Origin of the sequence: Massilia rhizosphaerae (assembly GCF_016093545.1) — a bacterium.
Taxonomy (GTDB): Bacteria; Pseudomonadota; Gammaproteobacteria; order Burkholderiales; family Burkholderiaceae_D; genus Telluria; species Telluria rhizosphaerae.
On record NZ_JADKYX010000006.1, the window covers coordinates 223,761 to 246,264 of the forward strand.

25 protein-coding genes are annotated in these 22,504 nt (G+C 65.2%); 14 read left to right on the forward strand and 11 right to left on the reverse strand.

Going from position 1 to position 22,504, the window contains the following annotated elements; all coding sequences use genetic code 11:
- Positions 1 to 33: 33 nt before the first annotated feature.
- Both pnp and rpsO read right to left on the reverse strand, forming a co-directional pair.
- Positions 34 to 2,142 (reverse strand): polyribonucleotide nucleotidyltransferase, encoded by a 2,109-nt coding sequence (pnp, locus tag ISF28_RS11945; protein ID WP_198117402.1) that lies wholly within the window; start codon positions 2,140 to 2,142, stop codon positions 34 to 36.
- 216 nt (positions 2,143 to 2,358) lie between these two features.
- Positions 2,359 to 2,628 carry a 30S ribosomal protein S15 gene (gene rpsO, locus ISF28_RS11950; protein WP_036230908.1) on the reverse strand — a complete coding sequence of 90 codons (270 nt, stop codon included), beginning with the start codon at positions 2,626 to 2,628 and terminating at the stop codon, positions 2,359 to 2,361.
- A gap of 190 nt (positions 2,629 to 2,818) precedes the next feature.
- On the opposite strand from rpsO, the gene ISF28_RS11955 reads away from it, so the two are divergent.
- The 8 genes from ISF28_RS11955 (at position 2,819) to ISF28_RS11990 (ending at position 9,321) form a co-directional block, all read left to right on the forward strand.
- Positions 2,819 to 3,322, forward strand: coding sequence for a hypothetical protein (locus ISF28_RS11955; protein ID WP_198117403.1), 504 nt, complete (start codon positions 2,819 to 2,821; stop codon positions 3,320 to 3,322).
- 19 nt (positions 3,323 to 3,341) lie between these two features.
- Positions 3,342 to 3,860, forward strand: a complete 519-nt coding sequence (locus ISF28_RS11960; protein WP_198117404.1) for an RNA-binding protein — start codon at positions 3,342 to 3,344, stop codon at positions 3,858 to 3,860.
- A gap of 37 nt (positions 3,861 to 3,897) precedes the next feature.
- A complete protein-coding gene (locus ISF28_RS11965; RefSeq protein WP_198117405.1) occupies positions 3,898 to 4,650 on the forward strand; it encodes a hypothetical protein in 753 nt (250 codons plus the stop codon).
- Between the two features lie 26 nt (positions 4,651 to 4,676).
- Positions 4,677 to 5,405, forward strand: a complete 729-nt coding sequence (locus ISF28_RS11970; protein ID WP_198117406.1) for a hypothetical protein — start codon at positions 4,677 to 4,679, stop codon at positions 5,403 to 5,405.
- Between the two features lie 104 nt (positions 5,406 to 5,509).
- The gene (locus tag ISF28_RS11975) at positions 5,510 to 5,794 is read left to right on the forward strand and encodes a hypothetical protein (protein ID WP_198117407.1); all 285 of its coding nucleotides are present in this window, start codon (positions 5,510 to 5,512) and stop codon (positions 5,792 to 5,794) included.
- A gap of 63 nt (positions 5,795 to 5,857) precedes the next feature.
- Positions 5,858 to 8,011 carry a methyl-accepting chemotaxis protein gene (locus ISF28_RS11980; protein ID WP_198117408.1) on the forward strand — a complete coding sequence of 718 codons (2,154 nt, stop codon included), beginning with the start codon at positions 5,858 to 5,860 and terminating at the stop codon, positions 8,009 to 8,011.
- A gap of 16 nt (positions 8,012 to 8,027) precedes the next feature.
- Positions 8,028 to 8,591, forward strand: a complete 564-nt coding sequence (locus ISF28_RS11985) for a chemotaxis protein CheW (protein ID WP_370663422.1) — start codon at positions 8,028 to 8,030, stop codon at positions 8,589 to 8,591.
- A gap of 112 nt (positions 8,592 to 8,703) precedes the next feature.
- Entirely contained in the window at positions 8,704 to 9,321 is a 618-nt protein-coding gene (locus ISF28_RS11990) for a phasin family protein (RefSeq protein WP_198117410.1), read from the forward strand.
- A gap of 45 nt (positions 9,322 to 9,366) precedes the next feature.
- Here the strand turns inward: ISF28_RS11990 and pssA are convergent, their stop codons facing one another.
- The 6 genes from pssA to ISF28_RS12020 all read right to left on the reverse strand — a co-directional run bounded on the left by pssA (position 9,367) and on the right by ISF28_RS12020 (position 15,842).
- Positions 9,367 to 10,227: a CDP-diacylglycerol--serine O-phosphatidyltransferase gene (pssA, locus tag ISF28_RS11995; protein WP_198117411.1), complete on the reverse strand. Its 861-nt coding sequence runs from the start codon at positions 10,225 to 10,227 to the stop codon at positions 9,367 to 9,369.
- A gap of 83 nt (positions 10,228 to 10,310) precedes the next feature.
- A complete protein-coding gene (locus ISF28_RS12000) occupies positions 10,311 to 11,096 on the reverse strand; it encodes an SIMPL domain-containing protein (RefSeq protein WP_198117412.1) in 786 nt (261 codons plus the stop codon).
- A 409-nt stretch (positions 11,097 to 11,505) separates the two neighbouring features.
- Positions 11,506 to 12,522 carry a ketol-acid reductoisomerase gene (ilvC, locus tag ISF28_RS12005; protein ID WP_198117413.1) on the reverse strand — a complete coding sequence of 339 codons (1,017 nt, stop codon included), beginning with the start codon at positions 12,520 to 12,522 and terminating at the stop codon, positions 11,506 to 11,508.
- Positions 12,523 to 12,637: 115 nt separating this feature from the next.
- Positions 12,638 to 13,129, reverse strand: coding sequence for an acetolactate synthase small subunit (ilvN, locus tag ISF28_RS12010; RefSeq protein WP_056136997.1), 492 nt, complete (start codon positions 13,127 to 13,129; stop codon positions 12,638 to 12,640).
- Positions 13,129 to 14,853 carry an acetolactate synthase 3 catalytic subunit gene (locus tag ISF28_RS12015; protein ID WP_198117414.1) on the reverse strand — a complete coding sequence of 575 codons (1,725 nt, stop codon included), beginning with the start codon at positions 14,851 to 14,853 and terminating at the stop codon, positions 13,129 to 13,131. Before ISF28_RS12015 ends, ilvN begins: the two co-directional genes overlap by 1 nt.
- A gap of 359 nt (positions 14,854 to 15,212) precedes the next feature.
- Positions 15,213 to 15,842, reverse strand: coding sequence for a glutathione S-transferase family protein (locus ISF28_RS12020; RefSeq protein ID WP_198117415.1), 630 nt, complete (start codon positions 15,840 to 15,842; stop codon positions 15,213 to 15,215).
- Positions 15,843 to 16,032: 190 nt separating this feature from the next.
- On the opposite strand from ISF28_RS12020, the gene ISF28_RS12025 reads away from it, so the two are divergent.
- Genes ISF28_RS12025 through ISF28_RS12040 form a run of 4 tightly spaced genes read left to right on the forward strand, consistent with a single transcriptional unit; the run spans position 16,033 to position 18,332 of the window.
- Positions 16,033 to 16,602, forward strand: coding sequence for an RNA polymerase sigma factor (locus ISF28_RS12025; protein WP_198117416.1), 570 nt, complete (start codon positions 16,033 to 16,035; stop codon positions 16,600 to 16,602).
- Positions 16,599 to 17,021: a DUF3619 family protein gene (locus ISF28_RS12030; protein ID WP_198117417.1), complete on the forward strand. Its 423-nt coding sequence runs from the start codon at positions 16,599 to 16,601 to the stop codon at positions 17,019 to 17,021. The genes ISF28_RS12025 and ISF28_RS12030 overlap by 4 nt, the downstream gene beginning before the upstream one ends.
- 3 nt (positions 17,022 to 17,024) lie before the next feature.
- On the forward strand, positions 17,025 to 17,789 hold the full coding sequence (locus ISF28_RS12035) for a DUF3106 domain-containing protein (RefSeq protein WP_229519029.1): 765 nt from the start codon (positions 17,025 to 17,027) through the stop codon (positions 17,787 to 17,789).
- 30 nt (positions 17,790 to 17,819) lie between these two features.
- Entirely contained in the window at positions 17,820 to 18,332 is a 513-nt protein-coding gene (locus ISF28_RS12040) for an RDD family protein (protein WP_229519030.1), read from the forward strand.
- On the opposite strand, the gene ISF28_RS12045 is transcribed toward ISF28_RS12040, so the two are convergent.
- Together ISF28_RS12045 and ISF28_RS12050 are read right to left on the reverse strand one after the other, a co-directional pair.
- Entirely contained in the window at positions 18,333 to 18,836 is a 504-nt protein-coding gene (locus tag ISF28_RS12045) for a thioredoxin family protein (protein WP_198117419.1), read from the reverse strand.
- Between the two features lie 10 nt (positions 18,837 to 18,846).
- Positions 18,847 to 19,557: a cytochrome c biogenesis CcdA family protein gene (locus tag ISF28_RS12050; protein WP_198117420.1), complete on the reverse strand. Its 711-nt coding sequence runs from the start codon at positions 19,555 to 19,557 to the stop codon at positions 18,847 to 18,849.
- Positions 19,558 to 19,736: 179 nt separating this feature from the next.
- Here ISF28_RS12050 and ISF28_RS12055 point away from each other — a divergent pair, with 179 nt between their 5' ends.
- Both ISF28_RS12055 and ISF28_RS12060 read left to right on the forward strand, forming a co-directional pair.
- A complete protein-coding gene (locus ISF28_RS12055; protein ID WP_198117421.1) occupies positions 19,737 to 20,480 on the forward strand; it encodes a response regulator in 744 nt (247 codons plus the stop codon).
- On the forward strand, positions 20,477 to 21,778 hold the full coding sequence (locus tag ISF28_RS12060; RefSeq protein WP_198117422.1) for an ATP-binding protein: 1,302 nt from the start codon (positions 20,477 to 20,479) through the stop codon (positions 21,776 to 21,778). Before ISF28_RS12055 ends, ISF28_RS12060 begins: the two co-directional genes overlap by 4 nt.
- On the opposite strand, the gene maiA is transcribed toward ISF28_RS12060, so the two are convergent.
- Positions 21,779 to 22,426, reverse strand: a complete 648-nt coding sequence (gene maiA / locus ISF28_RS12065; protein ID WP_198117423.1) for a maleylacetoacetate isomerase — start codon at positions 22,424 to 22,426, stop codon at positions 21,779 to 21,781. It lies immediately after the preceding gene.
- Positions 22,427 to 22,504: the final 78 nt, after the last annotated feature.

Genomic DNA, 22,504 nt, shown 5'->3' on the forward strand with positions numbered 1-22,504 from the left:
GCGGTTTCGTTCGGCCGGACGGCCGGCGGAGGCTTACTGCGCCGCTGCCGCCGCGTCGTCCGCGGCCGCTGCCTTCATCGACAGCTTCAGGCGGCCGCGCTCGTCGGTCTCGAGGACCTTCACGCGCACCTGCTGGCCTTCTTTCAGGTAGTCGGCCACGGCGTTGACGCGCTCGTTGGCGATCTGCGAGATGTGCAGCAGGCCGTCTTTGCCCGGCATCACTTGCACGATGGCGCCGAAGTCCAGCAACTTCAGCACGGTGCCGTCGTAGGTCTTGCCCACTTCGACCGATGCGGTCAGCTCTTCGATGCGGCGCTTGGCTTCCTGGCCGGCGGCGGCGTCGACCGACGCGATGGTCACGATGCCTTCGTCGGTGATGTCGATCTGCGTGCCGGTCTCTTCGGTCAGCGCGCGGATGACGGCGCCGCCCTTGCCGATCACGTCGCGGATCTTTTCCGGGTTGATGCGGATGGTGATCAGGCGCGGCGCGAAGTCCGACAGCTCGGTCTTCACGGTCGGCATGGCCTTCTGCATCTCGGCCAGGATGTGGTGACGGCCTTCCTTGGCTTGCGCCAGTGCCACCTGCATGATTTCCTTGGTGATGCCCTGGATCTTGATGTCCATCTGCAGCGCCGTGATGCCGTTGGCGGTGCCGGCCACCTTGAAGTCCATGTCGCCCAGGTGGTCTTCGTCGCCCAGGATGTCGGTCAGGACGGCGAACTTGCCGCCTTCCTTGATCAGGCCCATGGCGATGCCGGCCACGTGCGCCTTCATCGGCACGCCCGCGTCCATCAGCGCCAGGCAGCCGCCGCAGACGGATGCCATCGACGACGAACCGTTCGATTCCGTGATTTCCGACACCAGGCGGACCGAGTAGCTGAACTCTTCCGGCGCCGGCAGCGCGGCGACCAGCGCGCGCTTGGCCAGGCGGCCGTGGCCGATTTCGCGACGCTTCGGCGTGCCCACGCGGCCCGTTTCGCCGGTGGCGAACGGGGGCATATTGTAGTGCATCATGAAGTCGTCGGTGTACTCGCCCATCAGCGCGTCGATCTTCTGGCTGTCGCGGCCGGTGCCCAGCGTGGCGATCACGAGGGCCTGGGTTTCGCCGCGGGTGAACAGGGCGGAACCGTGGGTGCGCGGCAGGACGCTGGTGCGGATCGAGATCGGGCGCACGGTGCGGGTGTCGCGGCCGTCGATGCGCGGCTCGCCTTCCAGGATCTGCGAACGCACGACCTTGGCTTCCATGTCGAACAGGATGTTGCCGACTTCGGCCGCATCCGCTTCGACGCCCTGCTCGGCCAGGCCTGCCAGCACTTCGGTCGACAGCGACTTCAGCTTTTGCTGGCGCGCCGATTTTTCGCGGGTCTGGTAGGCGTCGCGGATCTTCGCGTCGGCCAGTTGCGCGACTTGGGCGATCAGCGCTTCGTTCTTCGGCGCCGGCGCCCATTCGACTTCCGGCTTGCCGCCTTCTTCGACCAGCGCGTGGATCGCGTCGATCACGGCGCGCATCTGCTCGTGGCCGTAGACGACCGCGCCCAGCATGATTTCTTCGGACAGCTGCTGCGCTTCGGATTCGACCATCAGCACGGCGTGCTCGGTGCCGGCGACGACGAGGTCCATCTGCGAGGTCTTGAGCTGGGTGGTGGTCGGGTTCAGGATGTACTGGCCGTTCGCGTAGCCGACGCGGGCGGCGCCGATCGGGCCGTTGAACGGGATGCCGGCCACGCACAGGGCGGCCGAGGCGCCGATCATCGACGGGATGTCCGGATCGATTTCCGGATTCACCGACAGGACGTGGATGATTACCTGGACTTCGTTCAGATAGCCTTCCGGGAACAGCGGACGGATCGGACGGTCGATCAGGCGCGACGTCAGCGTCTCCTTCTCCGACGGACGGCCTTCGCGCTTGAAGAAACCGCCCGGGATCTTGCCGGCGGCGTAGCTCTTCTCGATGTAGTCGACGGTCAGCGGGAAGAAGTCCTGGCCCGGCTTGGCGTCCTTCTTGGCCACCACGGTCGCGAGGACGACGGTGTCTTCGACCGACACGAGGACGGCGCCACTGGCTTGACGGGCGATTTCGCCGGTCTCGAGGGTGACGGTATGGTCGCCGTACTGGAAGGTTTTCGTAACTTTGTTAAACATGGGTAATCCCTTTCTATTTGCCGACAGATTTTCAGGCGCTGTCGTTCACCTCACGACGGGCAAATCTCTTAATTCGGGGTCAGAGCGCGAATTTCTCGGGTGCGCTCTGACCCCGACTGACTAACGACGGCCAAAACGAAAAATGCCCGCGGCAGTGAAACTGACGCAGGCATTTCGAAGCTTGAGCCGTCTGGCGCAATGCTCGGGAACTGCTGATTACTTACGCAGGCCGAGTTTGGCGATCAGGTCGCGGTAACGGTTCAGATCCTTGCGCTTCAGGTAAGCCAGCAGGCTCTTACGACGGTTGACCATCATGATCAGGCCGCGGCGGGAGTGGTGATCCTTCTGGTGTTCCTTGAAGTGGCCGTTCAGTTCGTTGATACGGGCGGTCAGCAGTGCAACCTGGACTTCCGGCGAACCGGTGTCGTTCTGGCCACGTGCGTTGTCCGCGATGATCGCGGCCTTGTTGATGTTTTCTACGGTCATGATGTTGCCTTTCACATGCGGTGCAAGAGTCGGAACCCAGCGCACCGTGAATTGATAAAAAACCTGGCCGGAGGGCCAAGACCGGGAAGTATATGTGAAAACACCGGGCGAGGCCAGTGTTTCATCGTCTTCCGTTAAAATCGCACCGTTGGCGATGCCGTTCCGGCAAGCCCGAAGACGCGACCATACCATGCACAACACGACCAAGACCCTTGCCGCCGCCTGCGCGCTCGCCCTCGCCCTGTCCGCCTGCTCGACCTTCGACCGCACGCCGCCCGCCGGCACGCCGCTGGCCCAGGTGACGGCGAAGCTGGGCAAGCCGGACGCCGTCTACCCGGACCCCGCCGGCGGCCAGGTGCTGGAATACCGCGGCCAGCCGATGAGCCAGTACCAGCACATGGCGCGCATCGGCGCCGACGGCCGCCTCGTCTCGTATGACCAGGTGCTCACCAGCGAGAACTTCGCGAAAGTGCGTCCCGGGAGCTGGATGAAGGACGACGTCCTGCGCAACTTCGGCCGCCCGGCCGAGACCGGGCGCGACCGCGCCACCGGCTTCGACGTCTGGTCGTACCGCTACAAGCAGGACGGCGTCTGGGATTCGTACATGAACATTTATTTCAATGGACGGGGCGAGGTGCACCACATGGACAACACCCCGGACCCGCTGCTCGACGACCGCTCGAAAGGCGTCTGAGCGTCACACGGAGGTCACGATGCCCCACACTTTCCCTGCGACGCTGCGCGCGGCCGGCGCCGCACTCGCCGCCGCGCTGGCCCTGTCGGGCTGCACCACGCTGCTGCGCCAACCGCCGCCGCCGGGCGCGCCGCTGACCGCGGTCACCGCGCAACTCGGCCAGCCGAATGCCGTCTATCCCCTGCCCGACGGCGGCCAAAGGCTCGACTACGGCGGCCAGCCGATGGGCCAGTTCCAGTACATGGCCCACATCGGGCCGGACGGCCGCCTGGTCTCGTTCGACCAGGTGCTCACCAGCGAGAATTTCGCCAAGGTGCAGGTCGACCGCTGGACGAAGGCCGACATCCTGCGCCACTTCGGCCGCCCCGCCGAGGTCTCGCACGTGCACGTGCACAACTATGAAGTCTGGTCCTACCGCTACAAGGAAGCGGGCGTGTGGAACTCGATGATGCACGTGCACTTCGACGAGCAGGGCGTCGTGCGCCAGATGCTCAACGGGCCGGACCCGATGTACGACGACCGCTTCCTCCGCCGCTGACCGCTGCCCGCGGCGCGACAATGTGTGAGAATCCGGCATGCGCCGCTGGCTATACTGTGGCGACATGATCGCCACCGTCCCCGCCCTGCTCCCGCCACGCGACCGCCGCCACGCCGGCATCGCGGCCACGATTCTCTTGCATGCCGTCTTGCTGATGTGTTGGCAGGCCACCCGCCACGCGCCGTCGTCCGTCGCCCCCGATCCGCGCCGCACGACGATCCAGTGGATACGATTGCCGGCACCTGCCGTGCCGCCACGCCGCGTGGAAGAACACCCGGAGCCGCTCCGGCCGCACGCACCCGCGCGCGCGGGCGCGATGACCTTCGTCCTGCCCTCCGTGTCCGCCGCGCCGGTGCCTGCGCCGGCCGCGCCGAGCACCGCGCCAGCCGACGACCTCGACACCGCCAAACCGCCGGCCCCGCCCGCCCAGTCGGCCGGCGCCGCGCTGGCGGAACGCGCGCGCCGCGCCGCGGGCGCCGTCGACCGCGCGCTGCGCAAGGAAAACTATCCATACATCGTCGCGCCGCTGGACAGCCCGCAGATCCGCCTGCGCAACGGGATCGCGGCGGCGGGCCACGCGGAACCCGGCATGGACGAACTGGTCAACAACACGGGCGACGGTGCCCGTCGCACCCGCATCGTCGCGGGCGGCAACACGTACTGCATGACGGAGCGCTCGCCCGCGACGAGCATCGACACGATCGAGAAGCACGGCAAGTGGCGACAAACCAGCTGCCCCGGGCACGAATCGGCGGCCCACGGGCAGGCATGGCGCACGGCCCGGGATTGAATCCGCCATCGAAACGGACGAGCCCGATGATCGGAGCGGCCACCGTTGACCGCCGCCACGCCGGCATCGCGGTCACCCTCCTCGTGCATGCCCTGCTGATCCTGGGCTGGCAAGCGACCCGCCGGACGCCGTCCGTCGCGCCGGATCCGCGGCGCATGACGATCCAGTGGATCCGGCTGCCGGCACCTGCCGTGCCGCTGCCGCGCCGAGAAAAAGAGCGAGAGCGCGCGGCGCCGGTCCGCCCGCACGCGGGCGCGATCACGTTGCCGCGCCCGCCCGCGCCCGTCGCGCCTGCGCCGGCGGTCGGCGCCCCGAACGCAGGCGCCGCCACCGGCACCGACAGGCTCGCGCCGCTCGCGCCTCCCGCCCGATCCGGAGCGGCCGCCATACTGGAACGCGCACGTCGCGACGCCGGCGCCGTCGACCGCGCGCTGCGCAAGGAAAACAATCCCTACATCGTCGCGCCGCTGGACAGTCCGGAGATCCGGATGCGCAAGAAGATGGAACGGGCCGCCCAGCTGGCGCCGAACCGGCTGTGGGAAGCGCCCAAGACGGAGGAACTGGTCAACGACACCGGCGACGGCGCGCGCCGCACCCGTGTCATCACCCCCGCCGGCGCCTATTGCATTACGGAGCGCTCGCCCACCACGAGCATCGACATGATCGAAAAGCACGGCAAGATCAGGATCACGAACTGCGGAACGGGCCACGAGCAGCCCGCCAGCGCGCAGGCATGGCGCACCGCGCGCGATTGAGACCCGCGCACGATTGAACCTGTGGGGTTGCCGGCGCGAATTGCAACGAATTCCCGCTGCTCAACGCCGGCTTCGCTTCGACCGCATCTTTGGGCAAGCCCCCCATGAAAATCGCCGCGGCGTGCTCATCTGGCGTGGCGTGGAAAAAGATGAATATAACGATATGGCCCAATAACAACAGACCGGCAAAAGTCCCGCCTCCAGTGGAGTTTCCCTGGGAAAATAAAGTAGTATTTACTTGCAGATGCGCCGCTCACTCCATCGTTCGTGCAGCCAGCAGCAATAATGACTGGAAAGTTAACGACCAGGGTGATCGCCGTCTTGGAGCATCGTGGTTTATCGAAGATTTCCGAAAAATTCCGTTTCCATCGGTCGATACAACACGATGAGCGCGGCATTTTTATGTGATTACGCTAAGTCCAACACCCCTTTCACTTGTTCATCCAGGAATTATGATGATTCAGATCAGGACATCACGGCAGTTACAGCTTGAGCAGGACGCGCTCGCCGAAGCCATCGAGAAAAACCTCACGCGCATTGTCATCGCGGCGGCGAGCGGGGACCTCTCCGAGCGGGTTGACATCGACGCCTTGCCGCCAACCCTGGGCAGGACGGGCGGCGCAGTCAATCGCCTGTTGGACAACCTGCAGGCGATCCGCGTTGAAATGGGTCGGATGAGCGCTGAACACGACAAGGGCGACATCGACGCGATGATCGATGCGCAGAAATTCGAAGGCGATTTCCGCACGATGGCGCAAGGCATCAACGCGATGGTCGGTTCGCACATTGCCGTCAAAAAGATGGCAATGGGCGTGGTCAAGGAGTTCGGCCGCGGCAATTTCGACGCGCCGATGGACAAGTTGCCCGGCAAGAAGGCGTTCATTAACGACACGATCGAGCAGGTGCGCGGCAACCTCAAGGGCTTGATTGCCGAAATGAACAAGATGTCGTCGGAGCATGACAAGGGCGACATCGACGTGATGATCGATGCGCAGAAATTCGAAGGCGATTTCCGCCTGATGGCGCAAGGCATCAACGCGATGGTCGGTTCGCACATTGCCGTCAAAAAGATGGCCATGGGCGTGATCAGGGAATTCGGCCGCGGTAATTTCGACGCGCCGATGGACAAGCTGCCCGGCAAGAAGGCGTTCATTAACGACACTATCGAGCAAGTGCGCGGCAACCTCAAGGGCTTGATTGCCGAAATGAACAAGATGTCGTCGGAGCATGACAAGGGCGACATCGACGTGATAATCGATGCACAGAAGTTCGAGGGCGATTTCCGCACGATGGCCCAAGGCATCAATAACATGGTGGCAGGCCATATCACGGTGAAGAAGAAAGCCATGGCCTGCGTGAAATCCTTTGGCGAGGGCGACTTCAGCGCGCCATTGGAAACTTTTCCGGGCAAGAAGGTGTTCATCAATCAGACCATCGAACAGGTACGCGCGAACCTGATGGCCTTGATTGAAGATACAAGCATGCTGGCCAAGGCAGCGCAAGCCGGCCAGCTCGAAACGCGCTCGGACGCAAGCCGCCATACCGGCGACTTCAAGCGCATCGTCGAAGGCGTGAACAACGCCCTCGACGCCATCGTCACACCGCTGCGGGAGGTGCAGCAGGTGCTTGGAGGAATGGAAAATGGCGATTTGACGAAGGTCATCCGCGGCGAGTACCAAGGCGCATTTGCCGAGCTGAAGAACGCCGTGAACAGTATGGTGGCCAAGCTGGCGGAGGTCGTGAACGAGGTTTCTCGCGGTGCCGAAGCGCTTGCCGACGCCTCCGAAGAAGTCAGCTCCACCGCCCAGGCGCTGTCGCAGGCATCCGGTGAGCAAGCCGCCGGCGTCGAGCAGACCAGCGCGGCGATCGAGCAGATGACCGCGTCGATTTCGCAAAACACCGAGAACGCGAAGGTCACCGACGGCATCGCGACCAAGGCTGCGCAGGAGGCGATAGAGGGCGGTGCAGCGGTCAAGGAGACCGTTTCGGCGATGAACCAGATAGCGAAGAAGATCAGCATCATCGACGACATCGCTTACCAGACCAATCTACTGGCCTTGAATGCGGCGATCGAAGCGGCCCGCGCCGGCGAGCATGGCAAGGGCTTCGCGGTGGTGGCGGCCGAAGTGCGCAAGCTGGCCGAGCGCAGCCAGGTTGCAGCGCAGGAGATCAGCGAAGTGGCGAGCAACAGCGTGAAAATGGCGGAAACGGCGGGCAAGCAGCTGGATGAAATGGTGCCGAACATTAAACGAACCTCGGACCTGGTGCAGGAAATTACGGCGGCGTCGGAAGAGCAGTCGTCCGGAGTAGGCCAGATCAATGCGGCGGTGGGCCAGTTGAGCCAGACCATGCAACAGAATGCATCGAGCTCGGAAGAGCTGGCGGCCACTGCGGAAGAAATGAGCGGCCAGGCCGAACAGTTGAAGCAGACGATGGCGTTCTTCAAGCTTGCAACGGCGGAGCGTCCCAGGACAACGACTTTCGCGCGCGACCCGTCGACGACGCCCAGGGAAATCACCAGCAAGCCGGTCATTCGCAAGCTCATTTCCAATCTGGCGAGCACGGTGGATGGCGCCCCGGATGAATCGCAATTCGCCAGGTTCTAAGCCAAGGAGACCGGGCGTGGATACGTTGGTTCGGACAAATCCTCCTCGGGTGAGTGCTGTTGCGACCAGCAGTACCGCGGACGAAACGCAATACCTCACCTTCATGCTGGATCGTGAAATATTCGCCATCGGCATTCTGACGATCAAGGAAATCATTGAATACGGCACTTTCACCGCGGTGCCGACGATGCCGGCGTGTATCCGCGGCGTCATCAATCTGCGCGGCGCAGCGGTGCCGATCATGGATTTGTCGGTGCGCTTCGGCAAGCCGGCCAGGGAGGTCACCAAGCGCACCTGCATCGTCATTGTCGAAATCGAAGCGCATGGCGGACAGCGGGTCGTCGGCGTCATCGTCGACGCAGTCAATGCCGTGGTAGAGATCGCACCCTCCGAGATCGAACCGCCGCCGGCGTTCGGCGCCCGGATTCCGGGCGGCTTCATCGAGGGCATGGGCAAGATCGACAACCGCTTCGTGATTCTTTTGAATGTCAACCATGTATTGTCGGCCGATGACTTGGATGCGCTGGCGAACGATAACGCGAGCGGACCGAAACCGTTCGGCGCGGCGGCTGCGCCCTGACCGTGCGCACGATTGAATCTGTCATCGGAATGTCATCGAAATCGGCGAGCCTGACGGCGCGCTCTTCCCGAGTCGCATTTTCCGAAGCGGATCCACTTTCACGAGGTCATCCATGTTCCTGTTTTCCCAGTCCGTCACGCCCGCCGTTCGCTCGCACCTGGACGCCCAGGTCGCGTTCCTCAACGACATGTCGAAATCGTGGTCGCGGTCGATCCAGAACATCGTCGACGCCAACATCCAGCTGAGCCAGACCCTGCTCGAAGAAAGCAATATCGCGGGCCAGCAATTGCTGACCACGAACCATCCGACCGAAATCATCTCGGCCGCCGCCGCGCGCGCCCAGCCGGCCGCGGAAAAGCTGCGCGCCTACCAGCAACACCTGTCGCGCGTCGTGGCCGACTCCCAGGTCGACCTGGCCCGCGTGGCCGAGCAGCACGTGCAGGAAACGTCGCGCACGGCCAAGAACCTGGCCGACGAGGTGGCGCGCGCCGCATCCGAAGAGACGCAGCACAGCCTGCGCACGCAGCAGGATTCGATCAAGAATTTCCGCGATCCGTTCCAGGAAGCGCGCGCCAACGGCAGCGTCCACCGCGGCAATCTGCAAAGCGGTAACGGCGCGGATGCGGGCGTGCGCGCCGAGGCCGACATGCATGACGGCACGTTCCGCGGCAGCGTCCAGGGCGGCATGCCGGTCGGCCAGCAGGGCAAGTCCGCCGCCAAGGCGAGCTGACGCCGGGTAGCAACGCAAACGGGACCGCGCGCGGTCCCGTTCCATTCAGCGCCGCTCGCTGGGATCGAGCGTCTCCTCGTCCGTCTGGATGATGCTGACGGGCTTGCCCTTGGCAAAGCGCCACAGGTACACGGCATAGCCGGACAGGCCGTACACGACGAACAGCGGCCACAGGATGACTTGCGGCGCGATTGCCAGCAGGGCCAGCCCCAGCGCGATCAGGAAGACGACGATGAACGGCACCGACTTGCGGAAGTTGACGTCCTTGAAGCTGTAGAACGGGATGTTGGTGACCATCGTCAGGCCGGCGAACAGCGTGATGCTCCACGAGATCCAGTCGACCTTGCGCGCTTCGATATTGATGTCCGGATCGCTCATGAACATGACCACGCCGACGACCAGCGCCGCCGCCGCCGGGCTCGGCAAGCCCTGGAAGAAGCGCTTGTCGACGACCTCGATGTTCGTGTTGAAGCGGGCCAGGCGCAGCGCGGCGCCGGCGCAATAGACGAAGGCGGCGATCCATCCCAGCTTGCCCAGGCCGCGCAGCGACCATTCATAGATGACGAGGGCCGGCGCGGCCCCGAACGACACCATGTCGGACAGGCTGTCGTACTGCGCGCCGAACTCGGATTGCGTATTCGTCAGGCGGGCCACGCGGCCGTCGAGGCTGTCCAGCACCATCGCGATGAACACGGCCCAGCAGGCGTGGTCGAAGCGCTGGTTCATCGCCATCACGATCGCATAGAAGCCGCCGAACAGCGCCGCCGTCGTGAAGGCGTTGGGCAGCAGGTAGATGCCCCGGCGCGGGCGGGCCGCGGCGGCGTCGGACTTGCGGACGCGGCTGAAGCGGGCGAAGCGTGGCGCCTTGATGGCGCCGGGTTTGCGGCGTCGGGGAGTTGTCGGCATAGATTTCTTTTTCTTAACGATGCGCGCAGGGCGCGGACCACGCCATTATAGTGGGCCGTCCCCTTGTTAGCGAACGGCTACCATTACCGGAACTTCACCTTGCCCACGAGCCGCATCTGCAACGTCGTCTCGCCCGGCTCGAAGCTCGGTTCCGGCATCTCGGCCGCGTCGGCGCGCTTGGCCGACATGCGCATCGCCATCGGCGCGGCCTCGGCCCGGTCGCCGGCGTAATTGCCGCTGCCTTCGAAGTCGACCGTGTCGATGACGGCGTCGCCCGCATTGCGGCCCATCGCGCGCGCGATGGACGCGATGCGTTCGTTCAGGTTGCGGTAGGTCGCCGCGATGCGCTCGTCGTCGAGGCGCCTGGCCAGCTCCGGGCTCAGGTGGTAGTCGATGCCGTTAAGGTTGAGGATTTTCTGCGCGGCGGCGACCGTCTTCGGCAGCGCCTGCAGATTGCGCGTCTTGACTTCGAGCGACTGGCCGACGCGCCACCCGATCGGCATGCGGCGCGCGGCCGGATTGACCAGCGGACGCGGGCCGTCCGGCACTTCCGGATAGACGGGATAGGTGTAATAGCCGACGGTCTTGAGTTCCGCCTGCGGATCGGCGCGGCGCACGATGTCCGTGCCCTGCTTCATCTTCTGGTTGACGCGCGCGGTGGCGGCGGCGCGGTCCTTGTCCTGTTCCTCGACGGCGAAGTTGACGGTCGCCTCGTCGTTGGCATGCTTGACCTCGCCGAACGCGGGCACGATGACGAGGGTGCCGGTCGTGGCGGCCACCGGCGCGGCCTGGGCGTGGACTTGCGCTTGGGCTTGCACTGACGACGCGAGGGTCAGCGCGGACAGCAGGACGAGTTTTTGGATGGACATCGTTGTTCTCCTTGAATCTGGGCGGCTGCGTGCCGCGGCACGAGAACGATAACCGGTTTTGCGCGAAAGTCGAGTTTGTGTAATGGAAAGTTGCAAATGATTGCAAACAAGTGCACTCGCGGCGCCAGCAAATTCGGGGTCAGAGCACATTTCCGCCCCAATTCGGGGTCAGAGCACGTTTTGGTGCACGATCCTTGAGACATGTATGCGCGCCCCGATCAATATATCTCCACAGCTTCGCATGGGGCGCCAAGCCGGCGCCAACTTCCGCCCCGGAACGGAGTTTCCGTGTAACCAATGATCCGAACTTTGCTCTGACCCCGAATTTGTGCTCTGACCCCGAATTTGGGCTGAAAAAAAATCGCCCCCGGCAAGCGGGGGCGACGGATACGTCAGTTGGTGACGACGATCAGTTCTTCGACTGGTCGACCAGCTTGTTCTTGGCGATCCACGGCATCATCGCGCGCAGCTTGGCGCCGACTTCTTCGATCTGGTGCTCGGCCGTCAGGCGGCGGCGCGAGATCAGGGTCGGGGCGCCGGCCTTGTTTTCCAGGATGAAGGACTTGGCGTATTCGCCGGTCTGGATGTCCTTCAGGCACTGGCGCATCGCGTTCTTGGTGTCTTCGGTCACGACGCGCGGGCCGGTGACGTATTCGCCGTATTCCGCGTTGTTCGAGATCGAGTAGTTCATGTTGGCGATGCCGCCTTCGTAGATCAGGTCGACGATCAGCTTCAGCTCGTGCAGGCACTCGAAGTAAGCCATTTCCGGCGCGTAGCCGGCTTCCACCAGCGTCTCGAAGCCGGCCTTGATCAGCTCGACGGCGCCGCCGCACAGCACGGCCTGCTCGCCGAACAGGTCGGTTTCGGTTTCTTCACGGAAGTTGGTTTCGATGATGCCGGCCTTGCCGCCGCCGTTGGCCATCGCGTACGACAGGGCGATGTCGCGCGCCGCGCCCGACTTGTCCTGGTAGACGGCGATCAGGTGCGGCACGCCGCCACCCTGGCGATAGGTGCCGCGCACGGTGTGGCCCGGGGCCTTCGGTGCGATCATGATCACGTCGAGGTCGGCGCGCGGCACGACCTGGCCGTAGTGCACGTTGAAGCCGTGCGCGAACGCCAGCACGGCGCCCTGCTTGATGTTCGGTTCGACGTTGTTCTTGTACACGTCGGCGATGTTCTCGTCCGGCAGCAGGATCATGACGACGTCGGCGTTCTTGACCGCCTCGTTGACTTCGGCGACCTTGATGCCGGCCTGTTCGACCTTGCCCCACGACGCGCCGCCGCGGCGCAGGCCGACGGTGACGTTGACGCCCGATTCCGTCAGGTTCTGGGCGTGTGCGTGGCCTTGCGAGCCGTAGCCGATGATGGCGACGTTCTTGCCTTTGATGAGGGAGAGGTCGCAGTCTTTGTCGTAGAAAACTTTCATGATTATTCCTGTACTTTTCGTGTGTCGTTATATTTTGTTTGGTGGGCTCGGGGAGCCCACCCTACGTTCATTTCCGGCGTAGGGTGGGCACCCTGTGCCCACCATTACCGCAAGATCAAACCTTGAGGATGCGCTCGCCGCGGCCGATGCCGGAACCACCCGTGCGGACGGTTTCGAGGATCGAGGCGCGGTCGATGGCGTCGATGAAGGCGTCCAGCTTGGTCTTCGCGCCCGTCAACTCGATCGTGTACGTTTTTTCCGTCACGTCGATGATGCGGCCACGGAAGATGTCGGCGGTGCGCTTCATTTCCTCGCGCTCCTTGCCCACTGCCCTCACCTTGATCAGCATGAGCTCGCGCTCGATGTGCTGGCCTTCGGTCAGGTCGACCACCTTCACCACTTCGATCAGGCGGTTCAGGTGCTTGGTGATCTGCTCGATGATGTCGTCCGAGCCCGTCGTCACGATGGTCATGCGCGACAGGGTAGCGTCTTCGGTCGGCGCCACGGTCAGCGTCTCGATGTTGTAGCCGCGTGCCGAGAACAGGCCCACCACGCGCGACAGCGCGCCGGCTTCGTTTTCCAGCAGGACGGAGATGATGTGTCGCATTACAGGTCCTCCGATCCGAGCAGCATTTCCGACAAGCCTTTACCGGTCTTGACCATCGGCCAGACGTTTTCGCTACGGTCGGTAATGAAGTTCATGAACACCAGGCGGTCCTTCATGGCGAAGGCGTCGCGCAGCGCGCCTTCCACGTCGCCCGGTTTCTCGATGCGCATGCCGACGTGGCCATAGGCCTCGGCCAGCTTCTCGAAGTCCGGCAGGGAATCCATGTACGACTCGGCGTAGCGGCCGCCGTAGTCGAGTTCCTGCCACTGGCGCACCATGCCCAGGAAGCGGTTGTTCAGGAGGATGATCTTCGGCGTCAGGTGATACTGCTTGCAGGTCGCGAGTTCCTGGATGTTCATCTGGATCGAACCCTCGCCCGTGATGCAGGCCACGGTCGCGCCGGGGTTCGCCATCTGCACGCCCATCGCGTACGGCAGGCCCACGCCCATCGTGCCCAGGCCGCCGGAATTGATCCAGCGGCGCGGCTTGTCGAACGGGTAGTATTGCGCGGCCCACATCTGGTGCTGGCCCACGTCGGACGTGACGTAGGCGTCGCCGCCGGTCACTTCCCACAGCTTCTCGACGACGGACTGCGGCTTGATCAGTTCATCGGAGGTCGCATAGCGCAGGCACTCGCGGCCGCGCCAGTCTTCGATCTGCTGCCACCATTTCTGCACGGCCGGGTTCGGACGCTGTTCGGCCGCGTCCAGCTGCGACAGCAGTTCGACGAGCACGTCCTTGACGTTGCCGACGATGGGGATGTCGACCTTGACGCGTTTCGAGATCGACGACGGGTCGATGTCGATGTGGATGATCTTGCGGGGGTTGGTCGCGAAGTGCTTCGGGTTGCCGATCACGCGGTCGTCGAATCGGGCGCCGATGGCGATCAGGACGTCGCAGTGCTGCATCGCCATGTTCGCTTCATAGGTGCCGTGCATGCCCGGCATGCCGACGAATTTCTTGTCCGAGCCGCGATAGGCGCCCAGGCCCATCAGCGTGTTCGTGACCGGGAAGCCGAGCTTGTCGACCAGTTTGTTCAGTTCGTTCGATGCATTGGCCAGGATGACGCCGCCGCCCGTGTAGATCATCGGACGCTCGGCCGCCAGCAGCAACTGCACCGCCTTGCGGATCTGGCCGGCGTGGCCCTTGTCGACGGGGCGGTAGGAGCGCATCTCGATCTCTTTCGGATACGAGTACGCGGCCTTGTGCATGCTCACGTCCTTCGGGATATCGACGAGCACGGGGCCCGGACGGCCGGTGCGCGCGATATAGAAGGCTTTCTTGATGGTTTCGGCAAGGTCCTTGACGTCCTTGACGAGGAAATTGTGCTTGACCACCGGGCGCGTGATGCCCACGGTGTCGCATTCCTGGAAAGCGTCCTGGCCGATCGCATTGGTCGGTACCTGGCCGGAAATCACGACCATCGGAATCGAATCCATGTATGCGGTGGAGAGGCCGGTGACGGCATTGGTGACGCCCGGACCGGACGTGACCAGGCAAACGCCCACTTCGTTGGAGCTGCGCGAATACGCGTCGGCCGCGTGCACGGCTGCCTGCTCGTGGCGTACCAGGATGTGCTGGAATTTGTCCTGCTTGAAGATGGCGTCGTAGATGTAGAGAACCGCACCGCCGGGGTAACCGAAGACGTGTTTCACGCCCTCTTCCGCCAGGCAACGGACTACGATCTCAGCGCCCGTGATGGGAGCTGCTGCGTCGTTACTCATGATACGTTCCTTTCAAAACCCATAGGGAGATTGATCGGATGCTCGTCCCTGACGAGATACGTGTCACGCAACAGTGCTCATGCTTCCCTTCTTTCTGCGGTCACGCCGATCTTTCAGGATGCCGTAGGATCCTTACGAAACGACGCTGGACGCAACTCGTTCAGCTTGAGTTACTGTAGCGGAATGCGAATCTCTCGCGCTTGTGGCACGGGTTGGAGCAAACTGCCTACATTGTGAAAGCGCGTCATGTCGAGGTTGACTTTGTGTGACAAACTGACTTGACAATAAGCTTTGGGGGTGCAAAGCGTCCCATACCTTAATGCGTTGCACCATTCTGGTCAAGATAAATAATGATTTTTTCATGCCGTATCGTCAGGCAGCCACGCGCGCGCGGCGGGCCGCGCGTCCAGTCGCGCCATCCAGGCCGCGACGGCGGGATAGTCGGGCCGTTCCATCGGCGTCTTGCGCCAGCGGTGCGCGGACAGGCCCAGCACGACGTCGGCCAGCGAGAACGCCGCGCCGGCCGCATACGCACCGGTCGTCGCCAGCCGGCGCTCGAGGATCCCCATCTGCCCGTTCCAGCCGGCGATGCCGGCCGCGATGAGGTCCGGGTCCTGGTGCGCGGGACTCTTGCGCACCAGGCCCATGAACGCGTAGCGCCAGGCATTATTCAATTCCGTCGCCTGCCAGTCCATCCATTGCTCGACCTGCGCCCGGGCGCGCGCGTCGCGCGCCAGCAAGCTCTCGCCGCCGTCGCCATGGCGCGTGGCGAGGTAGCGGCAGATCGCGTTCGACTCCCACAGCACGAGGTCGCCATCGACGAGCACCGGCACCATCGCGTGCGGATTCAGCGCGAGGAATTCTGGATCGTGCGTCGACCGGAAGCCGCTGCCCCAGTCTTCCCGCTCGAACGCGACGCCGAGTTCGGTACATGTCCACAAGACCTTGCGGACATTGATCGAGCTTGCCTTGCCGAGGATGCGCACCATGTTCTGGCTCCGGATGGATGTCGGGCCCACCATTCTATAGACAAAACAGCAAGACCGCCCGCCCCCGTCCGAATGACCGCCGCCCGCCCGCCTGCCGGTTTCGAGTGCGGTCAGCCATAATTTTTGCTAGGATTCCGAAGTTTTCCGAAAAGCCACAGGCAACGTACCCGTGGTGTCCACCACTTATCGCATGGCCACTGACAAAGAACTCAACGACTTCCTCGAGAGTGTCGAGCGGCGCGCCTTCAAGCAGGCTGCGTACGCGGTCCGCAAGGACGAGGCAGCGCTCGACATCGTTCAGGACGCCATGATCAAGCTGGCGGAGAAATACGGCGACAAGCCCTTGGGCGAATTGCCGATGCTCTTCCAGCGCATCCTGCAGAACACCATCCTCGATTACTTCCGCCGCGAAAAGGTCAGGAACACCTGGGTCAGCCTCTTCGGGGGCCTCGGCCGCCGGGACGAAGACGACGAGGAATTTGATATACTTGCATCGTATGAGGCCGAGGAAGGAACGTCCGCCGCGGAGTCGAGTGCGGATCAGGTCGAGCGGGCGGAAACCCTGCGCCTGATCGAGGACGAGATACAAAAACTCCCGGCGCGTCAACGGGAAGCGTTCCTCATGCGTTACTGGCAGGACATGGATGTGGCCGAAACGGCCGAAGCGATGGGATGCTCCGAGGGCAGTGTAAAAACACATTGTTCTCGCGCTACGCATGCCCTGCAGAAAGCCCTGGAGGCCAAGGGAATTAAATTATGAACACCGACGACATCAACCTGGCGTACAAGATCCGCCATGCCCTGAACGACAACCTCGACAACCTGCCGGCGTCGACGACGGACCGCCTGGCGGCCGCGCGCGCGCAGGCGCTCGCGCGCAAGAAAGCCGATGCACCGGTGCGCGCAGCGTCGCAACGGCGCGCCGCGTTCGACCTGGGCTCGCTGTTCTCGATGCAATGGGTGGCGCGCGCCGCCGTCGTCGCGCCGCTGCTGGCGATGGTCGCCGGCATGGTCGGCGTCTACCAGTACGAACGGGAACAGCACGTCGCCGAACTGGCCGAGCTGGATGCGGCCGTGCTGTCCGACGACCTGCCGCTGACCGCCTATACCGACCACGGTTTCAACGCTTACCTGGCACAACAGCAGCAAGCACAGCAACTGCCGCAGCGAGCCCAGTAAAGGATGACGGCTAACAAGCTCAAAGTTGCCGGGGCCGCCGCCGCCGTCGTGCTCGTTGGCGCGGCCGTATTGACCGTCAACCAGCGCGGCGGCTCCCTGCCCGCCGCGTCCGGTCCGGCCACGCGCGAAGCGCCGGCCGCCTCCACCGCGCGAGCCGAGCCCGTCAAATCCGCCGGCAACAACCATAAAACGGGCGACAAGCCCCTGTGGCGCAGCCTCACGCCGGCCCAGCAGGTGGCCCTGCAACCGCTGCAGGGCGAATGGGACCAGATGGATGGCGTGCGCAAGCAGAAATGGCTGCAGCTCGCCAACCGCTTCGCCGGCATGAAACCGGCGGAGCAGGAACGCGTGCACGAACGCATGCGCGCCTGGGTCAAGCTGACGCCGGAGCAACGCGAACTGGCGCGCGAAACCTATACGCGCACCCGCAAGATCGCCCCGGGGCAAAAGACCGCCACGTGGCAGAGCTACCAGAAGCTGCCGGAAGAGCAAAAGAAAAAACTGGCCGCGTCGGCCGCCCGCAAGTCGCGCATCGTGCCGTCCCAGCCGAGCGGCAAGGCCGTCGCGCCGCTGGGCAAAGGCGCCACGTCGTGCCCGGCCGGCATGGTCAAGAACACGGTATCGGCCGCCCCGCCCTGCGTGCCGCCGCCGGCCCCGCCGACGCCCGCGCCCCCGCCGCCCGTGCAGCCGCCGGCCAATCCGCAGCCCGCACCCGAGCCGGAAAAGCAGGTGCCGGCCAACTGGGGCATCACGCCCAACAACGCATAACAGGGCCCCCTCATGCAAGACGTCCCCAGCATGCCCCCAAGCGTAAGGCGCCGCCTGATCGCGATGGTCTACGAGACCTTCCTCCTGTTGGCGGTGGAGATGCTGGCGGTGGCCTTGTACCTGCTCGTCACGCGCAACAATCACGCGCCCGTGTTCCAGTACGGCCTGAAGGTCTGGCTGTTCATCGTCACCGGCGCCTATTTCGTCTGGGGCTGGACCAACAGCGGCCACACGCTGGCGATGAAGACGTGGCGCATGCAGGTCGTCACGAACGGCGGCGCGCGCCTGCCGCTGCGCATGGCCATCGCGCGCTACCTGCTGGCCTGGGGCTGGTTCCTGCCCGCCCTCCTCGCCTGCACCGTGCTGGGCCTGAAGGACAAGGCCCAGGTCGGCGCGGCCATCGCCGTGGGCGTGCTGGGCTGGGGCTTGACGGCCTTCATGGACCGCGACCGCCAGTTCCTGCACGACCGCCTGGCCGGCACGCGCATCGTCGCGCTGCCGAAGAAGCGGGCCGCGCCCGCCGCACCCGCCGAAACGGCGTAGTCAGCGCTGCGCCAGCAGCTTGCGGATCGTGGCCTCGGTCTGCGCATAGTCGCCCTCGCCGAAGTGGGTGTACACGACCTGCCCCTGTTTATCGACCAGGTAGAACGCGGGCCAGAACCGGTTGTCGTAAGCGCTCCAGGTGGCGTACCGGTTGTCCTGCGCGACCGGGAATGAAATCGCATTGCGTTGCACGGCGGCCTTGAGGTTGTCCAGGTTGCGCTCGAAGCCGTATTCCGGCGTGTGCACGCCGACGACGACCAGTCCCTGGTCCTTGTACTGCTGGTGCCAGGCTTTCACGTACGGCAGCACGTGCTGGCAGTTGATGCAGTCGTACGTCCAGAAATCCACGAGCACGACCTTCCCGCGCAGCTGCTGCATGGTGAGCGGCGCGCTGTTGATCCAGTGGTCGATGCCGGCGAATTCCGGTGCGGCACTCGGGCTCGCGTGCGCGCTTGCCGCGGCGATGGCGGCGGCGGCGGCAATACTGCGGATGGCGTAGTGCATGATGGACTCCTTACAGGGTTGGGAAAATGGACGGGACGTGGGCGGCGATCTGCGTGTCGACCTGGAACCAGATCGCGGCCGCGCCGGCCAGCACCAGCACGCCGAACGCGCGCTGCAGGGCCACGGCGTGGCGGGCGATGCCGCGCACGCGCCCGACGATCGCCTGGCCGCCGTGGATCAGCGCCAGCATCGGCAACGCGGCGCCCAACGCATACAGGCCGACGAGCCGCGCGGCCTCTGCCTGATCGTGGGTCTGCACGACGAGCGCGAGAATCGAGGCGAGCACGGGACCGGCGCACGGCGTCCACACGGCGCCCAGCGACAGGCCCAGCACGAATGCCCCGCCGCTGTCCTGTCCACCTTTCGGCACGGCATCCGCAGCGGTGCCGCGCAGCCTGGCGTACGCGGATCGGATGTATTCGACGAGCAGGTCCCACGGCCGCGGCCAGATACGCAGCAGGCCGGACACGCCCAGCATGACGATCGCCACGTTGCGCAGCGTTTCCTGGGCCAGTTGCGCGGCGCTCGACACGGCGCCCAGCGCCAGCGCGAACGCGGTAAACGACAGCACGAAGCCGGCCACGATCAACAGCGGCCGGCCGCGGCCGGACTGCTCCGCGGCCGCGCCGAGCAGGAACGGCAGCACGGGCAGCACGCACGGGGACGCCACCGTGGCCAGGCCGGCCAGCAGGGCAAGCGGGGATTCGATCGCAGCGGTCATAGGAGGCTCCTGGGTTTGCGAGACTCCATTGGACGCCCCCGATGTGTGCGCCATGTGTCGGCCAACTCGCGTTTTTGTTGGACGATGTGTCCTGTCCCGCCCTCGACACATTCGGACATAATGACGCCGGTATGGCGCGCTAGAGTAAGGCAAGCCCCGCAACCACCGAAGGAGACGAGATGAACGAGACCGACCACGTGCTGGTCGTCGACGACGACCGCGGCATCCGCGAACTGGTCGGCGCCTATCTGGAAAAGCAGGGCCTGCGCGTCACGCTGGCCGCCAACGGCCGCGAGATGAAGAACGCGCTGCTGCAGGCGCCACCCGACCTGATCCTGCTCGACATCATGATGCCCGGCGAGGACGGCCTCACGCTGTGCCGCGAACTGCGGGCCGGGAAGCACCGCGCGATTCCCATCGTGATGCTGACGGCGCGCGACGACGAGACCGACCGCGTCGTCGGCCTGGAACTGGGCGCCGACGACTACGTGCCGAAGCCGTTCGCCGTGCGCGAACTGCTGGCCCGCATCCGCGCCGTGCTGCGCCGCACGCGCATGCTGCCGCCCAACCTGCAGGTGACGGAAGCGGCGAAACTGATCGCGTTCGGCGACTGGCGCCTCGACACGGTCGGCCGCCACCTGCTCGATGCCGACGGCGTCGAAGTCGCGATGAGCGGCGCCGAATACCGCCTGCTGCGCGTCTTCCTCGACCACCCGCAGCGCGTGCTGTCGCGCGACCAGCTGCTGGGCCTTACGCACGGCAATGACGCGGAATTCTTCGACCGCTCGATCGACCTGCTCGTGAGCCGCCTGCGCCAGCGCCTGGGCGACGGCGCGCGCGAACCCCGCTACATCAAGACCCTGCGCAACGAGGGCTATGTGTTCTCGGCCGAGGTGACCATTTTGGAGGGCCGGACGGCATGAGGGTGCCTTGGCCGCGCAGCCTGTACGCGCGCCTCGCCCTGATCCTGTTCGCGGGCCTCGCGCTGGCGCAGGGCCTGTCCGTGGCGCTCACGTTCACGGAGCGCGACCGGGCCACGACGCAGCTCATGATGGGCTATGTGGAACGCGAGGTGGCAAGCTCGGTCGCCCTGCTCGACCTGTTGCCGGCGGCCGAGCGCCCGGCGTGGCTGCCGCGCCTCGCGCGGCGCAGCTACCGCTTCATCCTCGGTCCGGGCGAGACGATTGGCGCGATGCCGGACGAGAAACTGTCGGCGCAGATCGCGCACTCGATCGAGCAGGGCATCGGGCGCAGCTATCCGCTCACCGTGAACGGCCTCGGTGACAGCGGCCGCATGCAGGTGCACCTGCGCCTGTCGGATGGCTCGCCGTTGACGATCGACGTGCTGCCGATGCGCGGCGTGCCGCTGTCGCCATGGCTGCCGTACGTGCTGGCGGCGCAGCTGGCGATCCTCGCCGCCTGCTGCTGGCTCGCGGTGCGCCAGGCCGTGCGGCCGCTGCGCGCGCTGGCCGAGGCGGCCGATGCGCTGGGGCCCGACCTGCGTCCCGTCGAACTGCCGGAGCGCGGACCGTCCGAAGTCCTGCGCTCGGCGCGCGCATTCAACGCCATGCAGCGCCGCATCGCGGCCTACGTCGACGAACGCGTGCGCATCCTCGCCGCCATTTCGCACGACCTGCAGACCCCGATCACCCGCATGCGCCTGCGCGTGGACATGATGGACGACGAGGCGCAGCAGCCGAGGCTACGCGCCGACCTCGACGAACTGCAAGGCCTCGTCAAGGACGGCATCGGCTATGCGCGCGCCATGCACGGCGAACGCGAGGCGGCGCGCGCCGTCGACCTCGACGCCCAGCTCGACAGCCTCGTGCTGGACTACCGCGACGCCGGCAGCGCCGTGCGCCTGGAGGGCCGCATCGGCGCACCGGTACAGACACGCCCAAAAGCGCTGCGGCGAATCGTCGGCAACCTCGTCGACAACGCCTTGAAGTTCGGCGGCAGCGCGGACATCGTCGTCGGCCGCGACAGCCAGGGCGCCGTGCTCGTGCGCGTGCTGGACGCCGGTCCCGGCATCCCCGCCGACCAGCTGGAAGCCGTGTTCGAGCCGTTCTTCCGGCTGGAGGGCTCGCGCAACCGCGCCACGGGCGGCACGGGGCTGGGCCTGGCCATCGCGCGTCAGCTGGCGGGGAGCCTCGGCGGCACCCTCACCTTGCACAACCGGCCCGAGGGCGGGCTGGAAGCGCGGCTGACGTTGTCCCGATGATCAACGCGGCAACGTGGCCTGCGCGTTGTCGGCGAACGCGGGCATGTCGGCCAGCCGCGTGACGATCGCCTCGATCTGCGGCCAGCGCGCCAGCGGCAGGCCTACGCGGCCCGCGTTGAGCGCCTGCGGGTACAGGAAGACGTCCGCGAGGCCGGGCGCGTCGCCGGCGCAGAAGCGGCTGGGCGTCGCGGCATGGCGGCGCGCCAGCAGGGCTTCCAGCGCGTCGATGCCGACTTCCGTCCAGTGGCGGCGCCACGACGGCGCGGTCGACTCGTCTGCGCCGGGCAGCGTCGCGAGATGGTTCACCACGCGCGGCGTCACGACCGCATGCGTCTCGGCCAGCACGGCCAGCACGAACGCGCGCACCCAGGCCCGCGTCGCCGCATCGGGCGGCAGCAGCGGCGGTTGCGGGTGCGCCTCGTCCAGATATTCGACGATGGCCAGCGATTGCGTAAGCAGCACGCCGTCGTCCGTCACCAGCGCGGGGACGAGGCCTTGCGGATTCACGTCCAGGTAGGCCGGCCGGCGGTTCTCCGCGCCGGCGCCGACGATCTCGACCGGGATGCGCTCCACGGCGAGTCCCTTCAGGGCGACGGCGATGCGGACCCGCGCGGCGGCGGACGAGATGGCGGCGTCGTACAGTTTCATCGTTGGCTCCATTTTTAATTATCGAAATAATAGTTATTGAGATAATTTTCAAAAAGTTTAACAGCGCGATTCGCAAAT

Excerpts from the sequence above, each read along its gene's own strand:
- pnp (WP_198117402.1), bottom strand. The coding sequence starts at position 2,142 with ATGTTTAACAAAGTTACGAAAACCTTCCAGTACGGCGACCATACCGTC.
- rpsO (WP_036230908.1), bottom strand. The coding sequence starts at position 2,628 with ATGACCGTAGAAAACATCAACAAGGCCGCGATCATCGCGGACAACGCA.
- ISF28_RS11955 (WP_198117403.1), top strand. The coding sequence starts at position 2,819 with ATGCACAACACGACCAAGACCCTTGCCGCCGCCTGCGCGCTCGCCCTC.
- ISF28_RS11960 (WP_198117404.1), top strand. The coding sequence starts at position 3,342 with ATGCCCCACACTTTCCCTGCGACGCTGCGCGCGGCCGGCGCCGCACTC.
- ISF28_RS11965 (WP_198117405.1), top strand. The coding sequence starts at position 3,898 with ATGCGCCGCTGGCTATACTGTGGCGACATGATCGCCACCGTCCCCGCC.
- ISF28_RS11970 (WP_198117406.1), top strand. The coding sequence starts at position 4,677 with ATGATCGGAGCGGCCACCGTTGACCGCCGCCACGCCGGCATCGCGGTC.
- ISF28_RS11975 (WP_198117407.1), top strand. The coding sequence starts at position 5,510 with ATGAAAATCGCCGCGGCGTGCTCATCTGGCGTGGCGTGGAAAAAGATG.
- ISF28_RS11980 (WP_198117408.1), top strand. The coding sequence starts at position 5,858 with ATGATGATTCAGATCAGGACATCACGGCAGTTACAGCTTGAGCAGGAC.
- ISF28_RS11990 (WP_198117410.1), top strand. The coding sequence starts at position 8,704 with ATGTTCCTGTTTTCCCAGTCCGTCACGCCCGCCGTTCGCTCGCACCTG.
- pssA (WP_198117411.1), bottom strand. The coding sequence starts at position 10,227 with ATGCCGACAACTCCCCGACGCCGCAAACCCGGCGCCATCAAGGCGCCA.
- ISF28_RS12000 (WP_198117412.1), bottom strand. The coding sequence starts at position 11,096 with ATGTCCATCCAAAAACTCGTCCTGCTGTCCGCGCTGACCCTCGCGTCG.
- ilvC (WP_198117413.1), bottom strand. The coding sequence starts at position 12,522 with ATGAAAGTTTTCTACGACAAAGACTGCGACCTCTCCCTCATCAAAGGC.
- ilvN (WP_056136997.1), bottom strand. The coding sequence starts at position 13,129 with ATGCGACACATCATCTCCGTCCTGCTGGAAAACGAAGCCGGCGCGCTG.
- ISF28_RS12015 (WP_198117414.1), bottom strand. The coding sequence starts at position 14,853 with ATGAGTAACGACGCAGCAGCTCCCATCACGGGCGCTGAGATCGTAGTC.
- ISF28_RS12020 (WP_198117415.1), bottom strand. The coding sequence starts at position 15,842 with ATGGTGCGCATCCTCGGCAAGGCAAGCTCGATCAATGTCCGCAAGGTC.
- ISF28_RS12025 (WP_198117416.1), top strand. The coding sequence starts at position 16,033 with ATGGCCACTGACAAAGAACTCAACGACTTCCTCGAGAGTGTCGAGCGG.
- ISF28_RS12030 (WP_198117417.1), top strand. The coding sequence starts at position 16,599 with ATGAACACCGACGACATCAACCTGGCGTACAAGATCCGCCATGCCCTG.
- ISF28_RS12035 (WP_229519029.1), top strand. The coding sequence starts at position 17,025 with ATGACGGCTAACAAGCTCAAAGTTGCCGGGGCCGCCGCCGCCGTCGTG.
- ISF28_RS12040 (WP_229519030.1), top strand. The coding sequence starts at position 17,820 with ATGCCCCCAAGCGTAAGGCGCCGCCTGATCGCGATGGTCTACGAGACC.
- ISF28_RS12045 (WP_198117419.1), bottom strand. The coding sequence starts at position 18,836 with ATGCACTACGCCATCCGCAGTATTGCCGCCGCCGCCGCCATCGCCGCG.
- ISF28_RS12050 (WP_198117420.1), bottom strand. The coding sequence starts at position 19,557 with ATGACCGCTGCGATCGAATCCCCGCTTGCCCTGCTGGCCGGCCTGGCC.
- ISF28_RS12055 (WP_198117421.1), top strand. The coding sequence starts at position 19,737 with ATGAACGAGACCGACCACGTGCTGGTCGTCGACGACGACCGCGGCATC.
- ISF28_RS12060 (WP_198117422.1), top strand. The coding sequence starts at position 20,477 with ATGAGGGTGCCTTGGCCGCGCAGCCTGTACGCGCGCCTCGCCCTGATC.
- maiA (WP_198117423.1), bottom strand. The coding sequence starts at position 22,426 with ATGAAACTGTACGACGCCGCCATCTCGTCCGCCGCCGCGCGGGTCCGC.